The sequence below is a fragment of the Brevibacterium sp. 'Marine' genome (assembly GCF_012844365.1).
Lineage (GTDB): Bacteria > Actinomycetota > Actinomycetes > Actinomycetales > Brevibacteriaceae > Brevibacterium.
This window is the reverse complement of sequence record NZ_CP051626.1, coordinates 1,559,114-1,576,326: the sequence shown is the minus strand read 5'-3', so window position 1 is coordinate 1,576,326 and position 17,213 is coordinate 1,559,114. Positions and strand designations below refer to the sequence as shown.

Sequence of the window (17,213 nt, the reverse complement as noted above, 5' to 3'; positions counted from 1 at the left end):
ATGGAAGACTATCCTGCCGGGTGGGAAGCCGATGTCGTCCTCCGTGACGGCGGCACCGCCCATCTGCGTCCGATCACCCCCGACGATGCCGCTGCCCTGGCCCGCATGCACGAGGCCCAGTCACCGGAATCCGTCTATCTGCGCTTCTTCGCTCCGCTGCCCCGGCTGCCGCAGCGCGATCTCGATCGCTTCGTCAACGTCGACCACCGCGACCGGGTGGCGCTGATCATGCTCATCGGCGATGACATCATCGGCGTCGGTCGCTTCGACCGGATCAGCGACACCGACGCCGAGGTGGCGTTCAACATCGCCGATGCCCACCAGGGCCGCGGGATCGGTTCGATCCTGCTGGAGCACTTGGCCGCAGCCGCGCGCGAATCCGGGATCCAGCGCTTCACCGCCGAGGTGCTGCCCCAGAACCGTTCGATGCTGCAGGTCTTCCAGGCCGCCGGCTACGAGGTCTCCCGCGGATTCGACGACGGCGTCGTGGCCGTGAACTTCGATATCGATCCCACGGCACGGTCCATCGAAGTGCAGGCGTCTCGGGAGCACAGGGCCGAGGCTCTGAGCGTGCGCACGGTCCTCCACCCCACCTCGGTGGCGGTGATCGGCGCCAGCCGCAAACGCAACTCCACCGGCCATCTGCTCATCCGCAACATCACGGCCGCGAAGTTCACCGGCGACCTGTGGGTCGTCCACCCCGAAACCGATCAGATCGCCGGAGTCCAGGCATATCCGAGCCTCGACGCGCTGCCGGGCAAGGCCGACCTCGCGGTCATCGCCGTTCCGGCCGAAGCCGTCACCGAGGTGGTCAAGGACTGCGCCGTGCACGGCGTCAAGGCCGTGCTCGTCATCTCCTCCGGATTCGCCGAGACCGGTCCCACCGGGGCCGAACTCCAGCGCCGCATGGTCGCGACGTCCCGCGCCTACGGAATGCGTGTGGTCGGGCCGAACTCCTTCGGACTGGTCAATGAGGCCGCCGACATCTCGCTCAACGCCTCCCTGGCCCCGTTCCTCCCGGCCTCCGGTACGCTCGGCCTCTTCAGCCAGTCCGGAGCGCTGGGCACCGCTCTGCTCGCGGCCGCGAAGACTCGCGGCTTGGGCATCTCCACCTTCGTCTCCGCCGGCAACCGCGCCGACCTCTCCGGCAACGACCTCCTCCAATATTGGGAGGAGGATCCGGCCACGCAGACCGTCGGCCTCTATCTCGAATCCATCGGCAACCCGCGCAAGTTCTCGCGCATCGCCCGCCGAGTCTCCCGCGTCAAACCCGTCGTCGTCATCAAATCCGATCTCACGGGCCGGGAGCTGCCGCCCGGGCATATCGTGCGCACCTCGTCCCTGGCACCGAACACCCTCGACCAGGTGCTCGAGCAGGCGGGCGTGATCCGCGCGGATACGATCCACCAGCTCTTCGACCTCACCCAGGTGTTCTCGACTCAGAAGCTGCCGGCGGGCCGACGGGTGGGGGTCATCGGCAACTCTGCGGCGATGAGCACCCTGATCATGCAGCGTGCCCGTTCAGAGGGCCTGCGCGTCGACACCGAGCCGGTGTCCATGCACCCCGAGGTCGATGCGGACACCTTCCGGACCGAACTCGATGCGATGTACGCCCGCGACGATGTCGATTCGGTCATCGTCACCTTCACCCCGTCGACCGGCGCGGAGGAGACCGAGATCGCCGGACTGCTGTCCGAATCAGCGGCGCGGTCGGGAAAGACCACGGTCGCCTGCTTCCTCGGCATCCACGGTGTCCAGGACGAACTGACCACGTACCTCACCGATGACAGCGGCAACCGGGTCTCTCACACCGTCCCCAGCTACATCGGACCCGAAGACGCCGTGTGGGCTCTGGCACGGGCCACGGACTATGCGCGGTGGAGGGCCGCCGACCATGGTCGCTACACCGAATTCGACGATATCGACGACAAGTCGGTGCGGGCGATCATCGACGCCGCCCTGGAAGGGGCACAGCCGGGAGCCCCCGTCCGGCTCGAACGCGACGACGTCCGGGATCTGCTCAGCGCCTACGGAATCGACGTTCTGCCCTATCTCACGGCCTCCTCGGTCGACGAAGGCATCGCTGCGGCGGAGAAGATCGGCTATCCCGTTGCGCTCAAAGCCGTGACCAAGGTGCTGAGGCACCGGATGGAACTCGGCGGTGTGCGCCTGAATATCGACACTCCCGAGGAGCTCGCCGAGGATTTCACCGCGATCCAGGACACGATCCGGCAGCTGGCCGGTGAGGAGGAGCCGCTCGTCGATGTCCAGGCCATGGCCCCGCACGGTGTTCCCTGCGTCCTCCGCGCCGGAGAAGACCCCCTGCTGGGCCCGCTGCTGGCGTTCTCATTGGCGGGAGACACGACGGAGCTTCTCGGCGATGTCGCTCATCGAGTCGCCCCGATCACCGACAAGGAGGCCGGGGACATGATCCGGTCGATCAAGGCCTCCCCGCGGCTGTTCGGCTATCGCGGTCTGCCGCCGATGAACATCGAACCGCTGCGCAATGTGTTGGAGAGGCTCGCGGTGCTGGTGGAGAACCATCCGCAGATCCTCGAGATCGTCATCCACCCGATGGTCGCCACGGAGACCGAGTCGCATGTGCTCAGCGCCCACGTCGACCTGCTGCCCGACCCGACTCGGATCGACGGCACACGTCGCCTGCTGAGCTGAGTCGGCGCAGAGAGGTGACCTGCTGAGCTGAAAGGAGAATCCACGCCCGCCGCAGGCTGTCTTCGAATTTCACTGTCCGAGCGCAAGATTGGCGCGTCCTATACCAATTCGCAGACTTGACGGGTAGTGTCTGTATCCGTTCACCACGAAATGTTATGAATTCGTGTTTTAGTGAGTGGCCGCTCCGGCGGCCACTGTCTGTGGCCAGACACTGGCCATCCACCGTCCCAGGCGTCCGCGGCCAGCGGGTGTCCCATGAGAGCGAGGCCTCACAGTCATGATTTCGCGCAGAGACGTCGTCACCGACTCCGCGATCGCCGTAGTCGCCGAACAAGGAGTCCGCGGACTCACCCACAGGGCGGTCGACGCCCTGGCCGAGCTGCCGGTCGGGTCGACTTCGAATGTCTACCGCACCCGCGACGCCCTGATCACCGGAATCATGGAGCGCATCGGAGAACTGAACTCCCAGCAGCTCGAACGCCTGCCGGAACTCGTGGCTGCTCCGGGCGCCGATGCCATCGAAGTCGCCATCGATTTCTGCATGAACTGGCTGACCACCGACCGCAATCGGTTCTACACGATGATGATGCTCAGCCTCGATCCGGCGCTGCCGCCCGAGGCAGTGGTCGCCAAGGAGAAGAACCTCCGCGCGATCAGGGAATTCATCATGCGCTTCGCCGGTGTCGACGCCGAATACGCCCAGCGGGTCAACAGCTCGGTCGCGGGCATGATGGTCAGCGAGCTCGTCGCCGGCACTGCGGATCGTTCGCATGTCGAGGCGTACCTCAGGGAGTTCTTCCAGTGGCTGCGCGGCAGCCGCGACAGCGCCTGAACTCCGACACGAACCCTCCGGGATCGCTCGATTGAGCAGGAGTTCGCAAATCGAACGCTAGAATCGACGGGTGCCCTCCCCCGCTGAGGTCCGGCTTCGGCGCGGGCGGGTGTTCGAATCGAACAGTTCGTGCGTCAAAGGAGTTCCATGCCCGAAGGCAGAGTCATCGAAGTCGACGTCTCCTCAGAGATGGAGAGCTCGTACCTCGAGTATGCGTATTCGGTCATCTACTCCCGTGCTCTGCCCGATGCCCGAGACGGTCTCAAACCCGTCCAGCGTCGCATCGTCTACCAGATGGGCGATATGGGACTGCGGCCCGACCGTGGGCATGTGAAGTCCTCCCGCATCGTCGGCGATGTCATGGGCAAGCTCCACCCGCACGGTGATTCGGCGATCTACGACGCCCTGGTCCGACTGAGCCAGGACTTCATCATGCGTGTGCCGCTCGTCGACGGCCACGGCAATTTCGGTTCCCTCGACGACGGTCCCGCTGCCCCGCGCTATACGGAGGCCCGGCTGACGACCGCGTCGATGCACATGATCGCCGGACTCGACGAAGATGTCGTCGACTTCGTGCCGAACTACGACAACACGCTGACCCAGCCCGAGGTTCTGCCCAGCGCTTTCCCGAACCTGCTCATCAACGGCGCCTCGGGCATCGCTGTGGGCATGGCCACGAACATGGCCCCGCACAATCCCGGGGAAGTCATCGCCGCCTGCGCCCACCTCATCCGCAACCCCGACGCCGGGCTCGCGGAGCTCATGCGCTTCATCCCCGGCCCGGACCTGCCCACCGGCGGTCGGATCATCGGTCTCGACGGAGTGCGCGAGGCCTATGAGACCGGCCGTGGCACGTTCCGCACCCGCGCCACCGTCTCCATCGAGAACATCAGTGCCCGCCGCAAGGGCATCGTCGTCACCGAACTGCCCTATCTCGTGGGACCGGAGAAGGTCGTGTCGAAGGTCAAGGACGCGGTCGGGGCGAAGAAGCTGACCGGAATCGCCTCGATCGACGACTATTCGGACCGCAAGAACGGACTGCGGCTGGTCATCGGCATCAAGAACGGCTTCAACCCCGAGGCGGTGCTCGCCGAGCTCTACCGGCAGACGCCGCTCGAGGAGTCCTTCGGCATCAACAACGTCTGCCTCGTCGAGGGTCAGCCCTCGACCCTGGGACTGCGCGATCTGCTCATGGTCTACCTCTCCCACCGCATCGACGTGGTGCGCAGGCGCACGGTCTTCCAGCTGCGCAAGGCCAAGGATCGACTCCACCTCGTCGAGGGTCTGCTCATTGCGATCCTCGACATCGATGAGGTCATCCAGCTCATCCGCTCCTCGGATGATGCGGCCACGGCGCGCACCCGCCTCATGGATGTCTTCGAGCTCTCCGAGCTGCAGGCGACGTACATCCTCGATCTGCAGCTGCGTCGGCTCACGAAGTTCTCCCGGCTCGAACTCGAGGCCGAACGTGACGAGCTGAAGAAGAGAATCGACTACCTCGAATCGCTGCTGGCCGATGAGGCGAAGCTGCGTGAGCTCGTCGCCGCCGAGCTCGAGTCCACCGCCGAGGTGATCGGCTCGCCTCGCCGCACCGTCCTCATCGAGGGGTCGATGAAGGAGCTGACGGCCAAGGGCAAGAAGGCTCCGACGAACCTCAAGATCGCCGATTCCCCCTGCCGGGTGCTGCTGTCGACGTCCGGACGCATTGCGCGGACCTCGGATGCCGCTCCGCTGGCACGCGAGGGTCGACGCTCCAGCCATGATGCGCTGGTCTCCGAGATCGTCACCACCACTCAGGGCAAGGTCGGTGCTATCACCACCACCGGTCGCCTGCACATGGTCGATGTCGTCGATCTGCCGGCCCTGCCGCCGGCCGCGGCACGGCCCAATGTCGCCGGCGGGGTGAAGATCGCCGAATACGCGGCGCTGGAGAAGAACGAGAAGATCATCGGCCTGGTCGACCTCGACCGCGAATTCGTCCTCGGCACCGCCGACGGCGTCGTCAAACGCGTGTCGGTGGCCGGGCGGCCGAACAAGAACGAATGGGAAGCCATCACCCTCAAGGGCAAGGACTCCGTCGTCGGAGTCGCTCAGCCCGAGGACATCGACGACTCCCTCTCCGTGTTCGTGACCTCGAATGCCCAGCTGCTTGCCTTCGACGCCTCCGGTCTGCGCGCGCAGGGCTGGAACGCCTCCGGGGTGGCCGGGATCAAGGTGGCCGCCGAGGCGAAGGTGATCTTCTTCGGAATGACCCCGAAGGCGGCGAAGACCGACGAGGACGGTGCCGCGGATGCCGAACTCGGCAGCTTCGCGGTCGTCACGATCGCCAGCGGTGAGAATTTCTACGGCGCCCCGTCGTCGTCGATCAAGGTCAGCGAATTCTCCGAGTTCCCGACCAAGGGCCGAGCCACCTCCGGGGTGCGCGCCCACAAGTTCCTCAAGGGCGAGACCGAACTGTCGCTGGCCTGGGTCGGCGACTCTCCGCAGGCCGCGGCCACCGCCGGCGGTGCACGCACGCTTCCGGCCGAACTGTCCCGTCGTGACGGGACTGGATCGCCGTTGGAGTCGAAGATCGATGTCATCGGCACCCTGCCCCGCCTCGGCGGCGCCGAAGCCCACGACCATTCAGCGAGCACCGACGATGGCGCCTCTGCCGATGCCTCCACCGAGGCGACTGCGGAGGCCGAGTCCGGGGCCGACCAGAAGGCGGCCGAGTCCGGCGGAAAGCGATCGACCGGCAAGGAGCAGCGGGGACAGCAGGGACTGGCCACGAGCCTCGATGAACTCGACCTCGACCTCGATGAGGCCAAGGATGAGATCGCACGGTCGAAGTTCGACACCGATGGTGCCGTGATCGTCTCCCACGATGATGACGACGGAGACGACGACTCCGCCCTGTTCTGAGTCCTCTCAGCTCTCGGGTTCGTCGTCGAGGTCGAGGCGCATCTGAGCCGCGGTGCCGCGCTTCATCTCACCGATGGAGGTCTCACCGAGTCCGTGCAGCGATATCGAATCGCGGGGTTCGAAGACGTAGTCATCCGAGGCCGAGAGCACTCGTGCGGTCTCCTCGTCGGTGAAGATCGTGCCGGGATCGGCCACCGCCGTCAGACGTGCGGCGAGGTTGACGCTGGAGCCGAAGATATCGCCGAGGCGGGAGAGCACCCTGCCCCAGACGAAGCCGACGCGAGCCTGCGGCAGATCCTCGGCGGCGGTGACGCGTTCCATCAGCGTCATGGCGATCTCGGCTCCGGCCAGAGGGGTCGACGCGGCGAAGAACACTTCATCGCCGACGGTCTTGATGACCCGTCCGCCGCCGGTGGCGACGATGTTGTAGGCCATGCCCTGGAACTCCTGGACCATGTCCGCCAACTGGCGCGGCTCCATCTTCTGCGACAGACGGGTGAAGGAGACGAGGTCGATGAATCCGACGGCGCGGGCCAACGGCATCGACGAGTCATACCAGCCCTGTCTGTTGTCCATGGCCAGTCCGTCGGAGACATTGACATTGAGACGGCCCATGACGTCGGCGAGATTGCGTCGCCAGGAGTAGGTGAGCATCTTCTGCAGCGGGTCGATCATCTCTTCGACGACGGCCAGGGCGTCCCGTCTCGCTTCCGGGTCGGTCAGCCCCTTCTCCTCGGTGAGGAACTCGACGAGGGTCTCCATCTGCCAGACGACGAGGCGGTCCGTCGTCTGTCCGATGGCCCGGGCCAGGGACAGTGCGGTGGTCTGGTCGATGAGACCGTCGGCGACGGGTTTGGCCCAGATCCGCAGGGCATGCGCATCGCTGACGGTGTAGGCCTTGTCCGTCGGCTTCGCCTGGGACATGCCGAGTGCCCGCCACATCTTCCTGGCCGAGACCGTGGAGATCCCGCCGAGTTTCGCGGCCTCCCGTCGGTCGAGGACGCGCTTGCCGTCGAGCAGGATCTCTTCGAGCCGTTCGGCCGCGGTCCTGGTCTCATAGATCGTGTCGTCGAAGTCGGGACCGTCATCATCGACCGCATCGTCGGCGTCGTCGACGATCGGCAGCGCTGTGGTGCGCGGATCCTCACGCAGTCCGCTGAAGAAATCCTCATCGACGTCGACGCCCGGTGCCGCGTCGGTGGAAGCCGTGTCGGTGGAAGCCGTGTCGGTGGAAACCGCATCGGCGGATGCCGGGTCCGGATCGGCCGTCACCTCGTCGGCGAGCTCTGCCCCGACCTCCCCCGCCTGCGGAGCGGAGCCTGTCAGACCGCCGACAGGTTCGTCGTCGCCGACGTCGTCGAACAGGGCGTCCGCGCTCGACTCGTCGTCCTCGCCGGTGAGGGCATCCGCGGGTCGGTCGTCCGCCTCGGGGTCCGCCGTCTCGGGCTCAGCAGCCGAGCGCACGTCGCGACCAGATGTTTCGCGCTCCGGCTGTGCCGCATCGTCAGACGGCTGACCGTCCGTGGAGGCGCCTTCACCGTCGGCGATCTCAGGACTGCCCAGCTGGTCGGGTTCGACGATGTCGAAACCGGCGGTGAAGTCCGACACCGCCATCAGCGATCGCTCCTTCCCGGAGCTGTCGGGGACGCTGCAGGACGCAGATGATGGACGTCTCCGGCGCTTAAGCACACACGATCGTCGATGATGAGGTCGGCACCGGAGTCGAGCCCCGTGGCGATGCCGATGATGTCGGAGCCGTCGGGCTTCTCCACGCGGACCTTCGAACCGAGCGTCACCATATGATCACGCACTCTCCGCGCTGTGCGGCTGTCGCGGAAATCCTCATCTCCATAGTCGATCAGCTCTCTGTAGCAGGGGATCAATGTGCTCAGAATTGAGACTAGCAACGCTTCATGATCAATTTCTGAACCGTCGACTCCGGTTTCGATCGCCAGAGAGCTCGCGTCCTCCCGTGGCAGATCCGCAGGCTCCGAACGGGTGTTCAGGCCCATGCCCAAGACGATCTGGGCACCGCCGGCCGAAGGTTCGACACGAGCGAGGATGCCGCACAGCTTCCTGCCGTCGGCGGTGAGCACGTCATTGGGCCATTTGATCGCGGCGGGCACCCCCACCTCGGTGACGGCGGAGTGCACGGCCTCACCGGCGATGAGCGGGATCCATCCCCAATGGGAGAAACCGGTCGGAGGTGTGAGCAGTATCGACCATGTCAGGGACCGGCGGGCGGGCACCGTCCAGGCCCGGCCCAGACGGCCGTGTCCGGCGTTCTGAAAATCTGTGCCGCGGATGGTGAACTCGGCCACCGGCGAATCGGTGCCGGCGCCCTCCCGGACCACTCGCGCAAGTTCGTCATTCGTCGATGCGCAGGTATCGTCCCAGATCAGCGGCGGGAGCGAGAGTCCGCGATCCGCAGCGGTGCGGCGCACTGAGTCGACGTCGACGAGAAGAGAGTTGTGTTGGCTGTTCACCAGTCCACTCTAGATTCTTTTGGTGAGAGTGCACAACGAAGTCTCACGTCATCGTTATTGTGGAGACATGACGGATACTCCACGGACCACAGCCGAGCGCATCGACGCTTTCACCCAGCGCAGGGAAGCGGCCCACACGGGCAATCAGCGCTCGGTGGACAATCAGCACAAGCGCGGCAAGCAGACCGCCCGTGAACGCATCGCGGCACTCCTCGATGCCGACTCCTTCCAGGAGATCGACGAATTCGCCCGCCACCACAATCACCAGTTCGGGATGCAGGACAACCGCCCCGACGGTGATGGAGTCGTCTGCGGTCTGGGCACGATCGAAGGCAAGACCGTCGCGGTCTTCGCCCACGACTTCACCGTCCTCGGCGGGTCGCTGGCCGAGGCGAACGGACGCAAGATCGTCAAGGTCCAGAAGCTCGCGCTCAAGCTCGGCTGCCCGATCATCGGCATCAACGACTCCGGCGGCGCCCGGATCCAGGAAGGCGTCGGATCGATTGCGCTCTTCGCCGAGATCTTCCGCCTCAACGTCGCCTCCTCGGGCGTGATCCCGCAGATCTCGCTGATCATGGGCCCCTCCGCCGGCGGCGCCGTGTACTCCCCCGCACTGACCGATGTCACGATCATGGTCGACCAGATCAGCCACATGTACATCACCGGTCCCGACGTCATCAAGACCGTGACCGGCGAATCGGTCGGCCATGAGGAGCTCGGCGGCGGACGGACGAACAACACCGTGTCCGGAAACGCCCACTACCTGGCCTCCGATGAGGATGACGCGCTCAACTATGTCCGCGATCTGCTCTCGTTCCTGCCGCAGAACAACCTCGATCCGGCCGATTCCGACGAGTTCGTCTCCGACCTGTCACTGACTCCCGAGGACGAGGCGCTGGATACGCTCATGCCGGATTCGCCATCGCAGCCCTACGACATCCTCGACGTCGTCACCACGATCCTCGATGACGGCGAATTCCTGCAGGTCTCGGAGCTCTTCGCCCCGAACGTCGTCACCGGCTTCGGCCGCGTCGAGGGCGTGAGCGTCGGCGTCATCGCCAACCAGCCCATGCAGCTGGCCGGCACCCTCGACATCGATGCCTCGGAGAAGGCCGCACGCTTCGTGCGCCTTTGCGATGCCTTCAATCTGCCGATCCTCACCTTCGTCGATGTGCCCGGGTTCCTGCCCGGCACCGATCAGGAGTACGGCGGCATCATCCGCCGCGGTGCGAAGCTCATCTACGCCTACGGCGAGGCCACCGTTCCGCTCGTCACCCTCATCACCCGCAAGGCCTACGGCGGTGCGTACTGCGTGATGGGGTCGAAGCAGCTCGGTGCCGATATCAACCTCGCCTGGCCGAGCGCGCAGATCGCGGTTATGGGTGCTCAGGGCGCGGCGAACATCGTCTACCGACGCAAGCTCAAGGCCGTCGAAGAAGCCGGTGAGGATGTCGAGGCGGCACGTACCGAGCTCATCCAGGACTACGAGGATGCGCTGCTCAACCCGTATCTGGCTGCCGAGGAAGGCTATATCGACGCCGTCATCAGGCCGAGCGAGACCCGCAGCCGAATCGTCCGTTCCCTGCGGGCGCTGAAGAACAAGCACGTCGACGCGCCCGCGCGCAAGCACGGTAACATCCCCCTATGAGCGATGATCTGCAGACCGACGCCGAGGCGAACCTGCCGGGCGAAGTCGACGCCGAGGTGACCGTGCCCGGTGAGGATTCCGTCACCGCGGAGGGTGTGGCCCCAGCCTCAGATGGGGCGCTGCGAGTGTCCTCTGCAGAGGGACGCTCGCAGGTGCGCGCCGATGACGGCGAACCGATCAGCGACGAGATGGCCAGTGCGGCGGCTGTGGCCGCGGTCGTGGCGATCCGTCAGGTGGCGGTCGCCTATGCGGCCCAGCAGGCCAGTGCGGAAGCCGAGTCCGAAACCCGCAAGGGTGATCGGGCCGGCTTCCGGGCTCCACGTCGAAATGTGCGCAAGCGTCTCCCCCAGACCTGGGACCAGCACCTGGGTCGCTGAGGCGCCGCCGGCCCCGGACTTCGTCGGACTCCCGTACTGGGGCCGGACTCCCGTGCCGACTGTCGCCTCAAGCGGCAGCGGCGAGCGACGGTCCTCAGTTCCAGTCGGCCGCTTCTCTAGTCGGCTTCTTCGCGGAAGAGCGCACGCAGTTCGTCGAAGAGCCTGTCGATCACGGGTCCCGGATCTCCGTCGACCCGCCGCATCCGGGTGAATGTCGCCTTGAGCGCCATCATCGCCAAGGCGGCGACGGCTTCGGCTCGCGGGGAGACTTCGATATCGTCGTCGGCATAGTCACCGGAGTGAGCCCCCATGACGTCGACCGGCGCCGAGGGGGTTCCGTCGAGGCGGCGTTGGATGATCTGCCGAAAGAGCCGTTCGTTGTTGCCCATCCGCGACATCTGCAGCGGTATCAGCGACGGGTCCTTTTTGAGCATGAGATGGTACTGGTGCATATCGTCGCGTTTCTCCATCCGAGTGGCGACGATGAATGCGAGCAGGTGTTCGAGGTCGGCGACGAGGCGTCCATGGGGTCCCCCGGCTTCGAATTCCTCGATGGCCGGTTGGTCCTCTTCGTCGAAGACGGTGTCCGCGCGACCGAGCAGCGCCTCGTCCTTCGATGAGTAGTAGTTGAAGAAGGTCCGTCGGGAGACTCCGCAGCGCTCACAGATGTCTTCGACGGTGACATTGTGATAGCCCTTCTCCAGGGCCAGGTCGATGGCGGCACGGCGCAGCGCCTGCCCGCGCTCGCGCTTCTTGCGTTCGCGCAGTCCCTCGACCGGCGGTGACGCTTTGACCTCTGAACCAGAACTCATGAGAACAGTATTGCAGTCAGCGCATTTTCACCGGAAATGCGCTGAGCGACCGTCTCGGGCTCAGTACCCGAGTTTCGCGTTCGTGAGCACCGGGACCGTCTCCGCCGCGGTGTCGGCGGCGTTGAGGTCGATCTCGACGATCTCGAGCCGTTCGGCGCCGTCGAGTGAGTTGAGCACCTCACCCAGGGGGTCGGAGACCAGACTGTGGCCGACCCCGGTCGGTCCTTTCTTCGGCACGGGGACCCCGGTGACGTCGGGATCGGCTTGGCCGAGGGCGGCGATGAACATGTTCGAGTCCAGTGCCCGAGCCCGGGCGAGGATCTCCCACTGTTCGGCCTTGCGCGGTCCTGCACCCCAGGAGGCGGCGACGACGGTCAGGCGTGCACCGCGACGGCTGAGTTCGGCGAAGAGCTTCGGGAACCGAATGTCGTAGCACAGGGCCAGGCCGATGTCCTCGCCGTCGACGGTGAAGAGCACCGGCTCCTCCCCCGCTTCGACGGTGTCGGATTCCTTGAAGCCGAAGGCGTCGTAGAGATGGATCTTCGCATAGTCGCTGCGCCGGCCGTCGGGGGAATAGACGGCGAGCAGGTTGATGACCTTGTCGTCCGTGGCCGCGAATTCACCGATGACGACGGTGATCGCGGTCTCGGCGGCGAGGTCACTCAGCGCTTTTCTCCACGACTCGGAGTGCTCCTCGGCGATGGTGCGCAGGCCGGATCCGAAGGCCGACATCGTCGCTTCGGGGAAGACGACGAACCGGGCTCCCGTCGCGGCGGCCCGACGGGCATAGGAACGGACCTTCTCGAGGTTGTCGGCCACCTCGGTGGTGGTGTTGATCTGAGCGAGCGCGAACTTCATCCTCATCCTCCGGTGGGCGGCAGACTTAGGGGACTCAAGCCTATCGCGATCCCACCACCCCCAAAACTCCCCTTATTGCTACCTGACGGCGGCTCAGCAACCTCGCGCGAGGTTGCTGGGCCCCCGTCAGGTAGTTCGGGGAGTGCGGGAGCCTCAGCCGAGGTACTCGCGGCCGGGACGACCGCCGCGGCGACGCCCGTGCCCCCAGACGTACACGCCGATGGCGAGGACGACGAGTCCGGCGCAGACGAGGAACATCCCGTTTCCGCCGGTGAACGGGTAGAGGAAGCCGAGGATGACGGGGCCGATGCCGGACCCTGCGTCGAGGAGGAGGAAGAACGAGGCGGTGGCGACGGGCACACGGCTCATCGGCACGGATTTGACGGTGATGGCCTGCATGCACGGCATGAGAGAACCGAAGCCGAGGCCGATGAGCACTCCGGCCAGGACGATCCCCGTCATCGTCGGCGACAGTGCCAGCAGGACATTGCCGGCGATATCGGCGATGAAGACGGGGAAGATCACCGCATTGTCACCGAAGGTGTCCTGCAGCCGACCGACGAACAGACGGGCGAACAGAGACGCCACGGCAAAGGCCACGAAGAACAGGGACGCAGCGGAGGCGACGCCGTGTTCGGCCGCATAGCCGGCGAGGAACACCAGCGCTGCGGCGTAGGCGATGCCGGCCAGAAGCATGACCGAGCCGATCCGCAGACCGTCCCGATCGACGAGTGTGCCGAGTTTGAGATGCCATTTCGTGCGCCGCTGAAAGTCGCTGATCTCCTGCACCGGCAGGCGGATGAGGAAACAGCAGATGAGAGCGAGGACGGACATGAACGCCGAGGCGACGAAGAGCATGACGAAGTCGAACTCGCGGGGCAGGATGACTCCCAGATACGGCCCGAGCGCCGTCGACAGGGTCGTCGCAGTGCCGAAGTACCCGGTGCCCTCTCCCCGGCGAGAGGCGGGGATGATGCTCTGGATGGCCGTCATGATCGCGGTGTTCCCGGCCCCGAATGCGATTCCGTGGACGATGCGCAGAGTCAGGAGCACAGAGAGGTCGCCGGCGTAGATATAGGCCAGGGAGGCGAGCACGGAGACCGCCATGGTGATGATGAGCAGCTTGCGCCGACCGATGAAGTCGAGATACTTCCCGGTGAGCACGCGAGCGACGACGGCACCGACGACGAACGAGGACGAGGCGAAACCGGCAGCGGCCTCACCGGCGGAGAACCGTGCCACCGCGTACCCTGCCATCGACGTCATGAGCAGGTAGAAGACCATCGACATCGAGAGGTTGAGCCCGATTCCGACGATGAAGTCCTTCGTCCACAGCTTCGCTCGTGCCACGGGAGATCGGTCTCACTTTCTGCTGTCTGCGGGGAACAGTGACACATTAGCGGGTTCGCGCTGATTGCGCGGTCCGGTTGACCGCTGATGTGACTCAGCTCGCGATAGGGTGGTCACCATGACTGAGAAGAGAACCCCGTCCGCCGTCGATGCGGTCGCCGAAGACTACGTCGATGACATGCTCGCCCTCTCCCCTTCCCTCGCCCTCTACCTCGGACTCGACGGTGCGCAGGGCTTCGACGACTTCTCGCCGGCCGGACTCGCCGCGGTCAACGACGTCACCGTCCGGACCCTGTCCCGCCTCGATGAGGTCGCCGACCGCCCCGACCTCGACGAGGTCGACCTCGTAACCATCGATGCGATGCGTGATCGCCTCGGGGTCGACCGCGACTACTTCGCCGCCGGGATCAAGCACGCCAGCCTCAACGTCATCGAATCCCCGCTGCAGCAGGTCCGCGATGCCTTCGACCTCATGCCCACGGAGACCGTGGCCGATTGGGAGACGATCTCGACCACGCTGGCAGCCGTGCCCGGCTCGCTTGCCGGCTACCAGGAGTCCCTGGCGATGGCGCGCGACAACGGGCGCGTCGCCGCCCGCATCCAGGTCGAGAAGGTCATCGAACAGGCCCGTGCCCTGGCCGAGCCCGGCAGCAACTTCGATCGTCTCGTCGCCGGAGCCGACGTTCCCGACGCTCTGCGTTCGGATCTCGACACCCACGCCGAGGCAGCTCGCAAGTCCGCCTCGGGACTGGCCGATTTCCTCGGCGAACAGGTGCTGCCCGCCGCTGGAGACGATGAAGCGTGCGGTCGCGACGCCTATGCGCTCTACTCCCGGGACTTCCTCGGTGCTGAGGTGGACTTCGACGAAACGTACGCCTGGGGACTCGAGGAACTCGAGCGCATCGATGCCGAGCAGCGCGAGGTGGCAGAGAAGATCATGCCCGGCGCAGACCTGTTCGAGGTCATGGACGCCCTCAACAACGATCCGCAGCGGACCCTGCACGGCACCGAGGCGCTGCGGACCTGGATGCAGGAGGTGGCCGATGAGGCCATCCGCGAACTCGGCAAGTCTCATTTCGATATTCCCGAACCCGTGCGCACGATCGAGTGCATGATCGCGCCTTCGGCGACCGGCGGCATCTACTACACGGGCCCGACCGATGACTTCTCCCGCCCCGGCCGCATGTGGTGGTCGGTCCCCGAAGGCGTCACGGACTTCGCCACCTGGCAGGAGAAGACCACCGTCTACCACGAGGGTGTCCCCGGCCACCATCTCCAAGTCGGCCAGGCCACCTACGTCTCCGACACCCTCAACCGCTGGCGCCGCCTCATGTGCTGGGTGTCCGGCCACGGCGAAGGATGGGCGCTGTACGCGGAGAAGCTCATGGCCGATCTCGGATTCCTCGACGACCCCGGCGATTATCTGGGCATGCTCGATTCGCAGCGGCTGCGTGCCGCTCGCGTGGTCCTCGACATCGGCTTCCACTTGCGTCTTCAGGCACCTGAGAGCCTCGGCGGAGGAATCTGGAACCGCGAGAAGGCCTGGCAGTTCCTCACGGACAATGTGGCCATGGACCGGTCGTTCCTGGCTTTCGAACTCGACCGCTACCTCGGTTGGCCCGGACAGGCGCCGAGCTACAAGATCGGCCAGCGTCTGTGGGAGCAGTACCGTGACGAGGCGAAGTCTGCGGCAGGATCCGACTTCGATCTCAAGGACTTCCACACTCGAGCATTGGGACTCGGCTCGGTCGGGCTCGATACTCTGGGCCGTGCCCTGAAGCGCTCACGGTGAGGAACCGGATGAAATCTGCTGAGAGTCCCCAGTCGGAGACCGTTCGGGTCACCGAGGCGCTGCGCAATGAGATCATCGAAGGTCATCGTCGACCGGGTTCGCGCCTCGTCGAACGCAACCTCGCCACCGAGCTCGGCGTCTCCAGGGTGCCCATCCGCGAGGCGCTGAAGAAGCTTGCCTCGGAAGGTCTGGTGACGAACCGGCCCAACACCTGGTCGACGGTCAGGGAGTTCTCCCCCAGCGACATCGCCGACCTCAACGAGGTGCGCACGGTCTTCGATGTCCTCTCCTTCGAACTCGCCGCTCAGCGCCATACCAGGGAGGGGCTGGCACGGTTGGAGGCCACGATGCTCAAGGGCCGGGAGCTCGCCGACGCCGGGGACGTCGCCGGTGCCCATCGCTGTGCCGCGGAGTTCCACGCCATCGTCACCGAGCTCTCGGGCAATGAACTCCTCGGTGAGATCGGCGCCCTGCTGGATTCACGGATGCGCTGGCAGCTGAGTCAGCATGATGACCTCGCGGTCGTCGCCACCGAGCATGCCGAGCTCTTCGACGCCATCGCCCGCCGGGATCAGGCGCTGGCCGGATCACTGGCCGGCCGCCACCTGGGAACGAGTCAGGAGCAGCACGACAAGCATTCGAAGCGGTTGGCCCGATCCGGTCCCGTCGAGGGTCAGGCCGACCCTGCCGCCGCCGACCCTGCCGCCGCCGATCCCGCTGAGGTTTCGGACGCTGGAGATCCGGCCGGCGCCGACTGACCGAACGGCCAGCCGCTGAGCTTCTTCTCCCGGGCAGGCGCATACGTGCGCACCTTCGACGTGCTCAGCCCCAGTCCGACGAGAGATTCGGCCAGGCGCACGGCGGCTGCGACTCCGTCGACGACGGGCACGGAACAGCGCTGCGTGATCGTCTCGCCGAGCTCCGCCATTCCACCGCAGCCGAGCACGATGACCTCGGCACGGTCACGGTCGACCGCCTCGGCGGCCTGATCGGCGATCGCCTCGATCGCGGCCTGCGGGTTCTCCTCGAGCTCGAGCACGGCCATCCCCGATGCCCGCACGGACACGCAGTGGGAGTCGAAGCCGGCCAACAGCAGTCGGTCCTCGATGAGCGGAACGGTCCGGTCGAGCGTGGTGACGACAGCGAAGCGGCGGCCGAGGAACATCGCCAGGGCCGCCCCCGCCTCGGTGATGTCGATGACCGGCACATCCAGCAGCTCCTGCAGGCCTTCGCGGCCGTGCTCGCCGTACCCGGCTTGGATCACGGCATCGAACTCGCCGGGGTATTTCAGAACCGCATCCATGACGCCGAGGGCTGCCAGATGGCTTTCGACATTGCCTTCACAGGATTCGGCGCCGAAGTCGGGAGTCAGACCGATGATCTCGGTTCCCGCCGAGGCGGCCTGCCGTGCCGCGCGGGCGATGCCCTCGGTCATGGACTCGGTCGTGTTGACGTTGACGACGAGGATTCTCATCAGTCGG

13 protein-coding genes are annotated in these 17,213 nt (G+C 65.8%); 7 read left to right on the top strand and 6 right to left on the bottom strand.

What is annotated here, in order from left to right; translation table 11 throughout:
- The 3 genes from HF684_RS06960 (at position 1) to HF684_RS06950 (ending at position 6,409) form a co-directional block, all read left to right on the top strand.
- The gene (locus HF684_RS06960) at positions 1-2,673 is read left to right on the top strand and encodes a bifunctional GNAT family N-acetyltransferase/acetate--CoA ligase family protein (protein WP_169251903.1); all 2,673 of its coding nucleotides are present in this window, start codon (positions 1-3) and stop codon (positions 2,671-2,673) included.
- Positions 2,674-2,950: 277 nt separating this feature from the next.
- Positions 2,951-3,505 carry a TetR family transcriptional regulator gene (locus HF684_RS06955; RefSeq protein ID WP_169251902.1) on the top strand — a complete coding sequence of 185 codons (555 nt, stop codon included), beginning with the start codon at positions 2,951-2,953 and terminating at the stop codon, positions 3,503-3,505.
- Positions 3,506-3,652: 147 nt separating this feature from the next.
- Complete coding sequence (locus tag HF684_RS06950) at positions 3,653-6,409, top strand: DNA topoisomerase IV subunit A (RefSeq protein WP_169251901.1); 2,757 nt, start codon at positions 3,653-3,655, stop codon at positions 6,407-6,409.
- A gap of 6 nt (positions 6,410-6,415) precedes the next feature.
- Here HF684_RS06950 and HF684_RS06945 read toward each other — a convergent pair whose 3' ends face one another.
- A complete protein-coding gene (locus tag HF684_RS06945; protein WP_248279156.1) occupies positions 6,416-8,023 on the bottom strand; it encodes an adenylate/guanylate cyclase domain-containing protein in 1,608 nt (535 codons plus the stop codon).
- The gene (locus tag HF684_RS06940) at positions 8,023-8,895 is read right to left on the bottom strand and encodes a biotin--[acetyl-CoA-carboxylase] ligase (protein WP_169251900.1); all 873 of its coding nucleotides are present in this window, start codon (positions 8,893-8,895) and stop codon (positions 8,023-8,025) included. The genes HF684_RS06945 and HF684_RS06940 overlap by 1 nt, the downstream gene beginning before the upstream one ends.
- Before the next feature lie 67 nt (positions 8,896-8,962).
- Between HF684_RS06940 and HF684_RS06935 the strand changes: the two genes are divergently transcribed.
- The gene (locus HF684_RS06935; protein ID WP_169251899.1) at positions 8,963-10,543 is read left to right on the top strand and encodes an acyl-CoA carboxylase subunit beta; all 1,581 of its coding nucleotides are present in this window, start codon (positions 8,963-8,965) and stop codon (positions 10,541-10,543) included.
- The gene (locus tag HF684_RS06930) at positions 10,540-10,920 is read left to right on the top strand and encodes a hypothetical protein (RefSeq protein WP_248279155.1); all 381 of its coding nucleotides are present in this window, start codon (positions 10,540-10,542) and stop codon (positions 10,918-10,920) included. Before HF684_RS06935 ends, HF684_RS06930 begins: the two co-directional genes overlap by 4 nt.
- 116 nt (positions 10,921-11,036) lie before the next feature.
- Here the strand turns inward: HF684_RS06930 and HF684_RS06925 are convergent, their stop codons facing one another.
- From HF684_RS06925 to HF684_RS06915, 3 genes are all read right to left on the bottom strand, one after another.
- Positions 11,037-11,732: a TetR/AcrR family transcriptional regulator gene (locus HF684_RS06925; RefSeq protein ID WP_169251898.1), complete on the bottom strand. Its 696-nt coding sequence runs from the start codon at positions 11,730-11,732 to the stop codon at positions 11,037-11,039.
- A gap of 60 nt (positions 11,733-11,792) precedes the next feature.
- The gene (locus HF684_RS06920; protein WP_169251897.1) at positions 11,793-12,590 is read right to left on the bottom strand and encodes a nitrilase-related carbon-nitrogen hydrolase; all 798 of its coding nucleotides are present in this window, start codon (positions 12,588-12,590) and stop codon (positions 11,793-11,795) included.
- Between the two features lie 153 nt (positions 12,591-12,743).
- Positions 12,744-13,940, bottom strand: a complete 1,197-nt coding sequence (locus HF684_RS06915; protein WP_169251896.1) for an MFS transporter — start codon at positions 13,938-13,940, stop codon at positions 12,744-12,746.
- A gap of 118 nt (positions 13,941-14,058) precedes the next feature.
- On the opposite strand from HF684_RS06915, the gene HF684_RS06910 reads away from it, so the two are divergent.
- Positions 14,059-15,732 (top strand): DUF885 domain-containing protein, encoded by a 1,674-nt coding sequence (locus tag HF684_RS06910; protein WP_169251895.1) that lies wholly within the window; start codon positions 14,059-14,061, stop codon positions 15,730-15,732.
- 8 nt (positions 15,733-15,740) lie between these two features.
- On the top strand, positions 15,741-16,490 hold the full coding sequence (locus HF684_RS06905) for a GntR family transcriptional regulator (protein ID WP_169251894.1): 750 nt from the start codon (positions 15,741-15,743) through the stop codon (positions 16,488-16,490).
- Here the strand turns inward: HF684_RS06905 and HF684_RS06900 are convergent.
- Positions 16,406-17,206, bottom strand: a complete 801-nt coding sequence (locus HF684_RS06900) for an aspartate/glutamate racemase family protein (RefSeq protein WP_169251893.1) — start codon at positions 17,204-17,206, stop codon at positions 16,406-16,408. The genes HF684_RS06905 and HF684_RS06900 overlap by 85 nt on opposite strands.
- Positions 17,207-17,213: the final 7 nt, after the last annotated feature.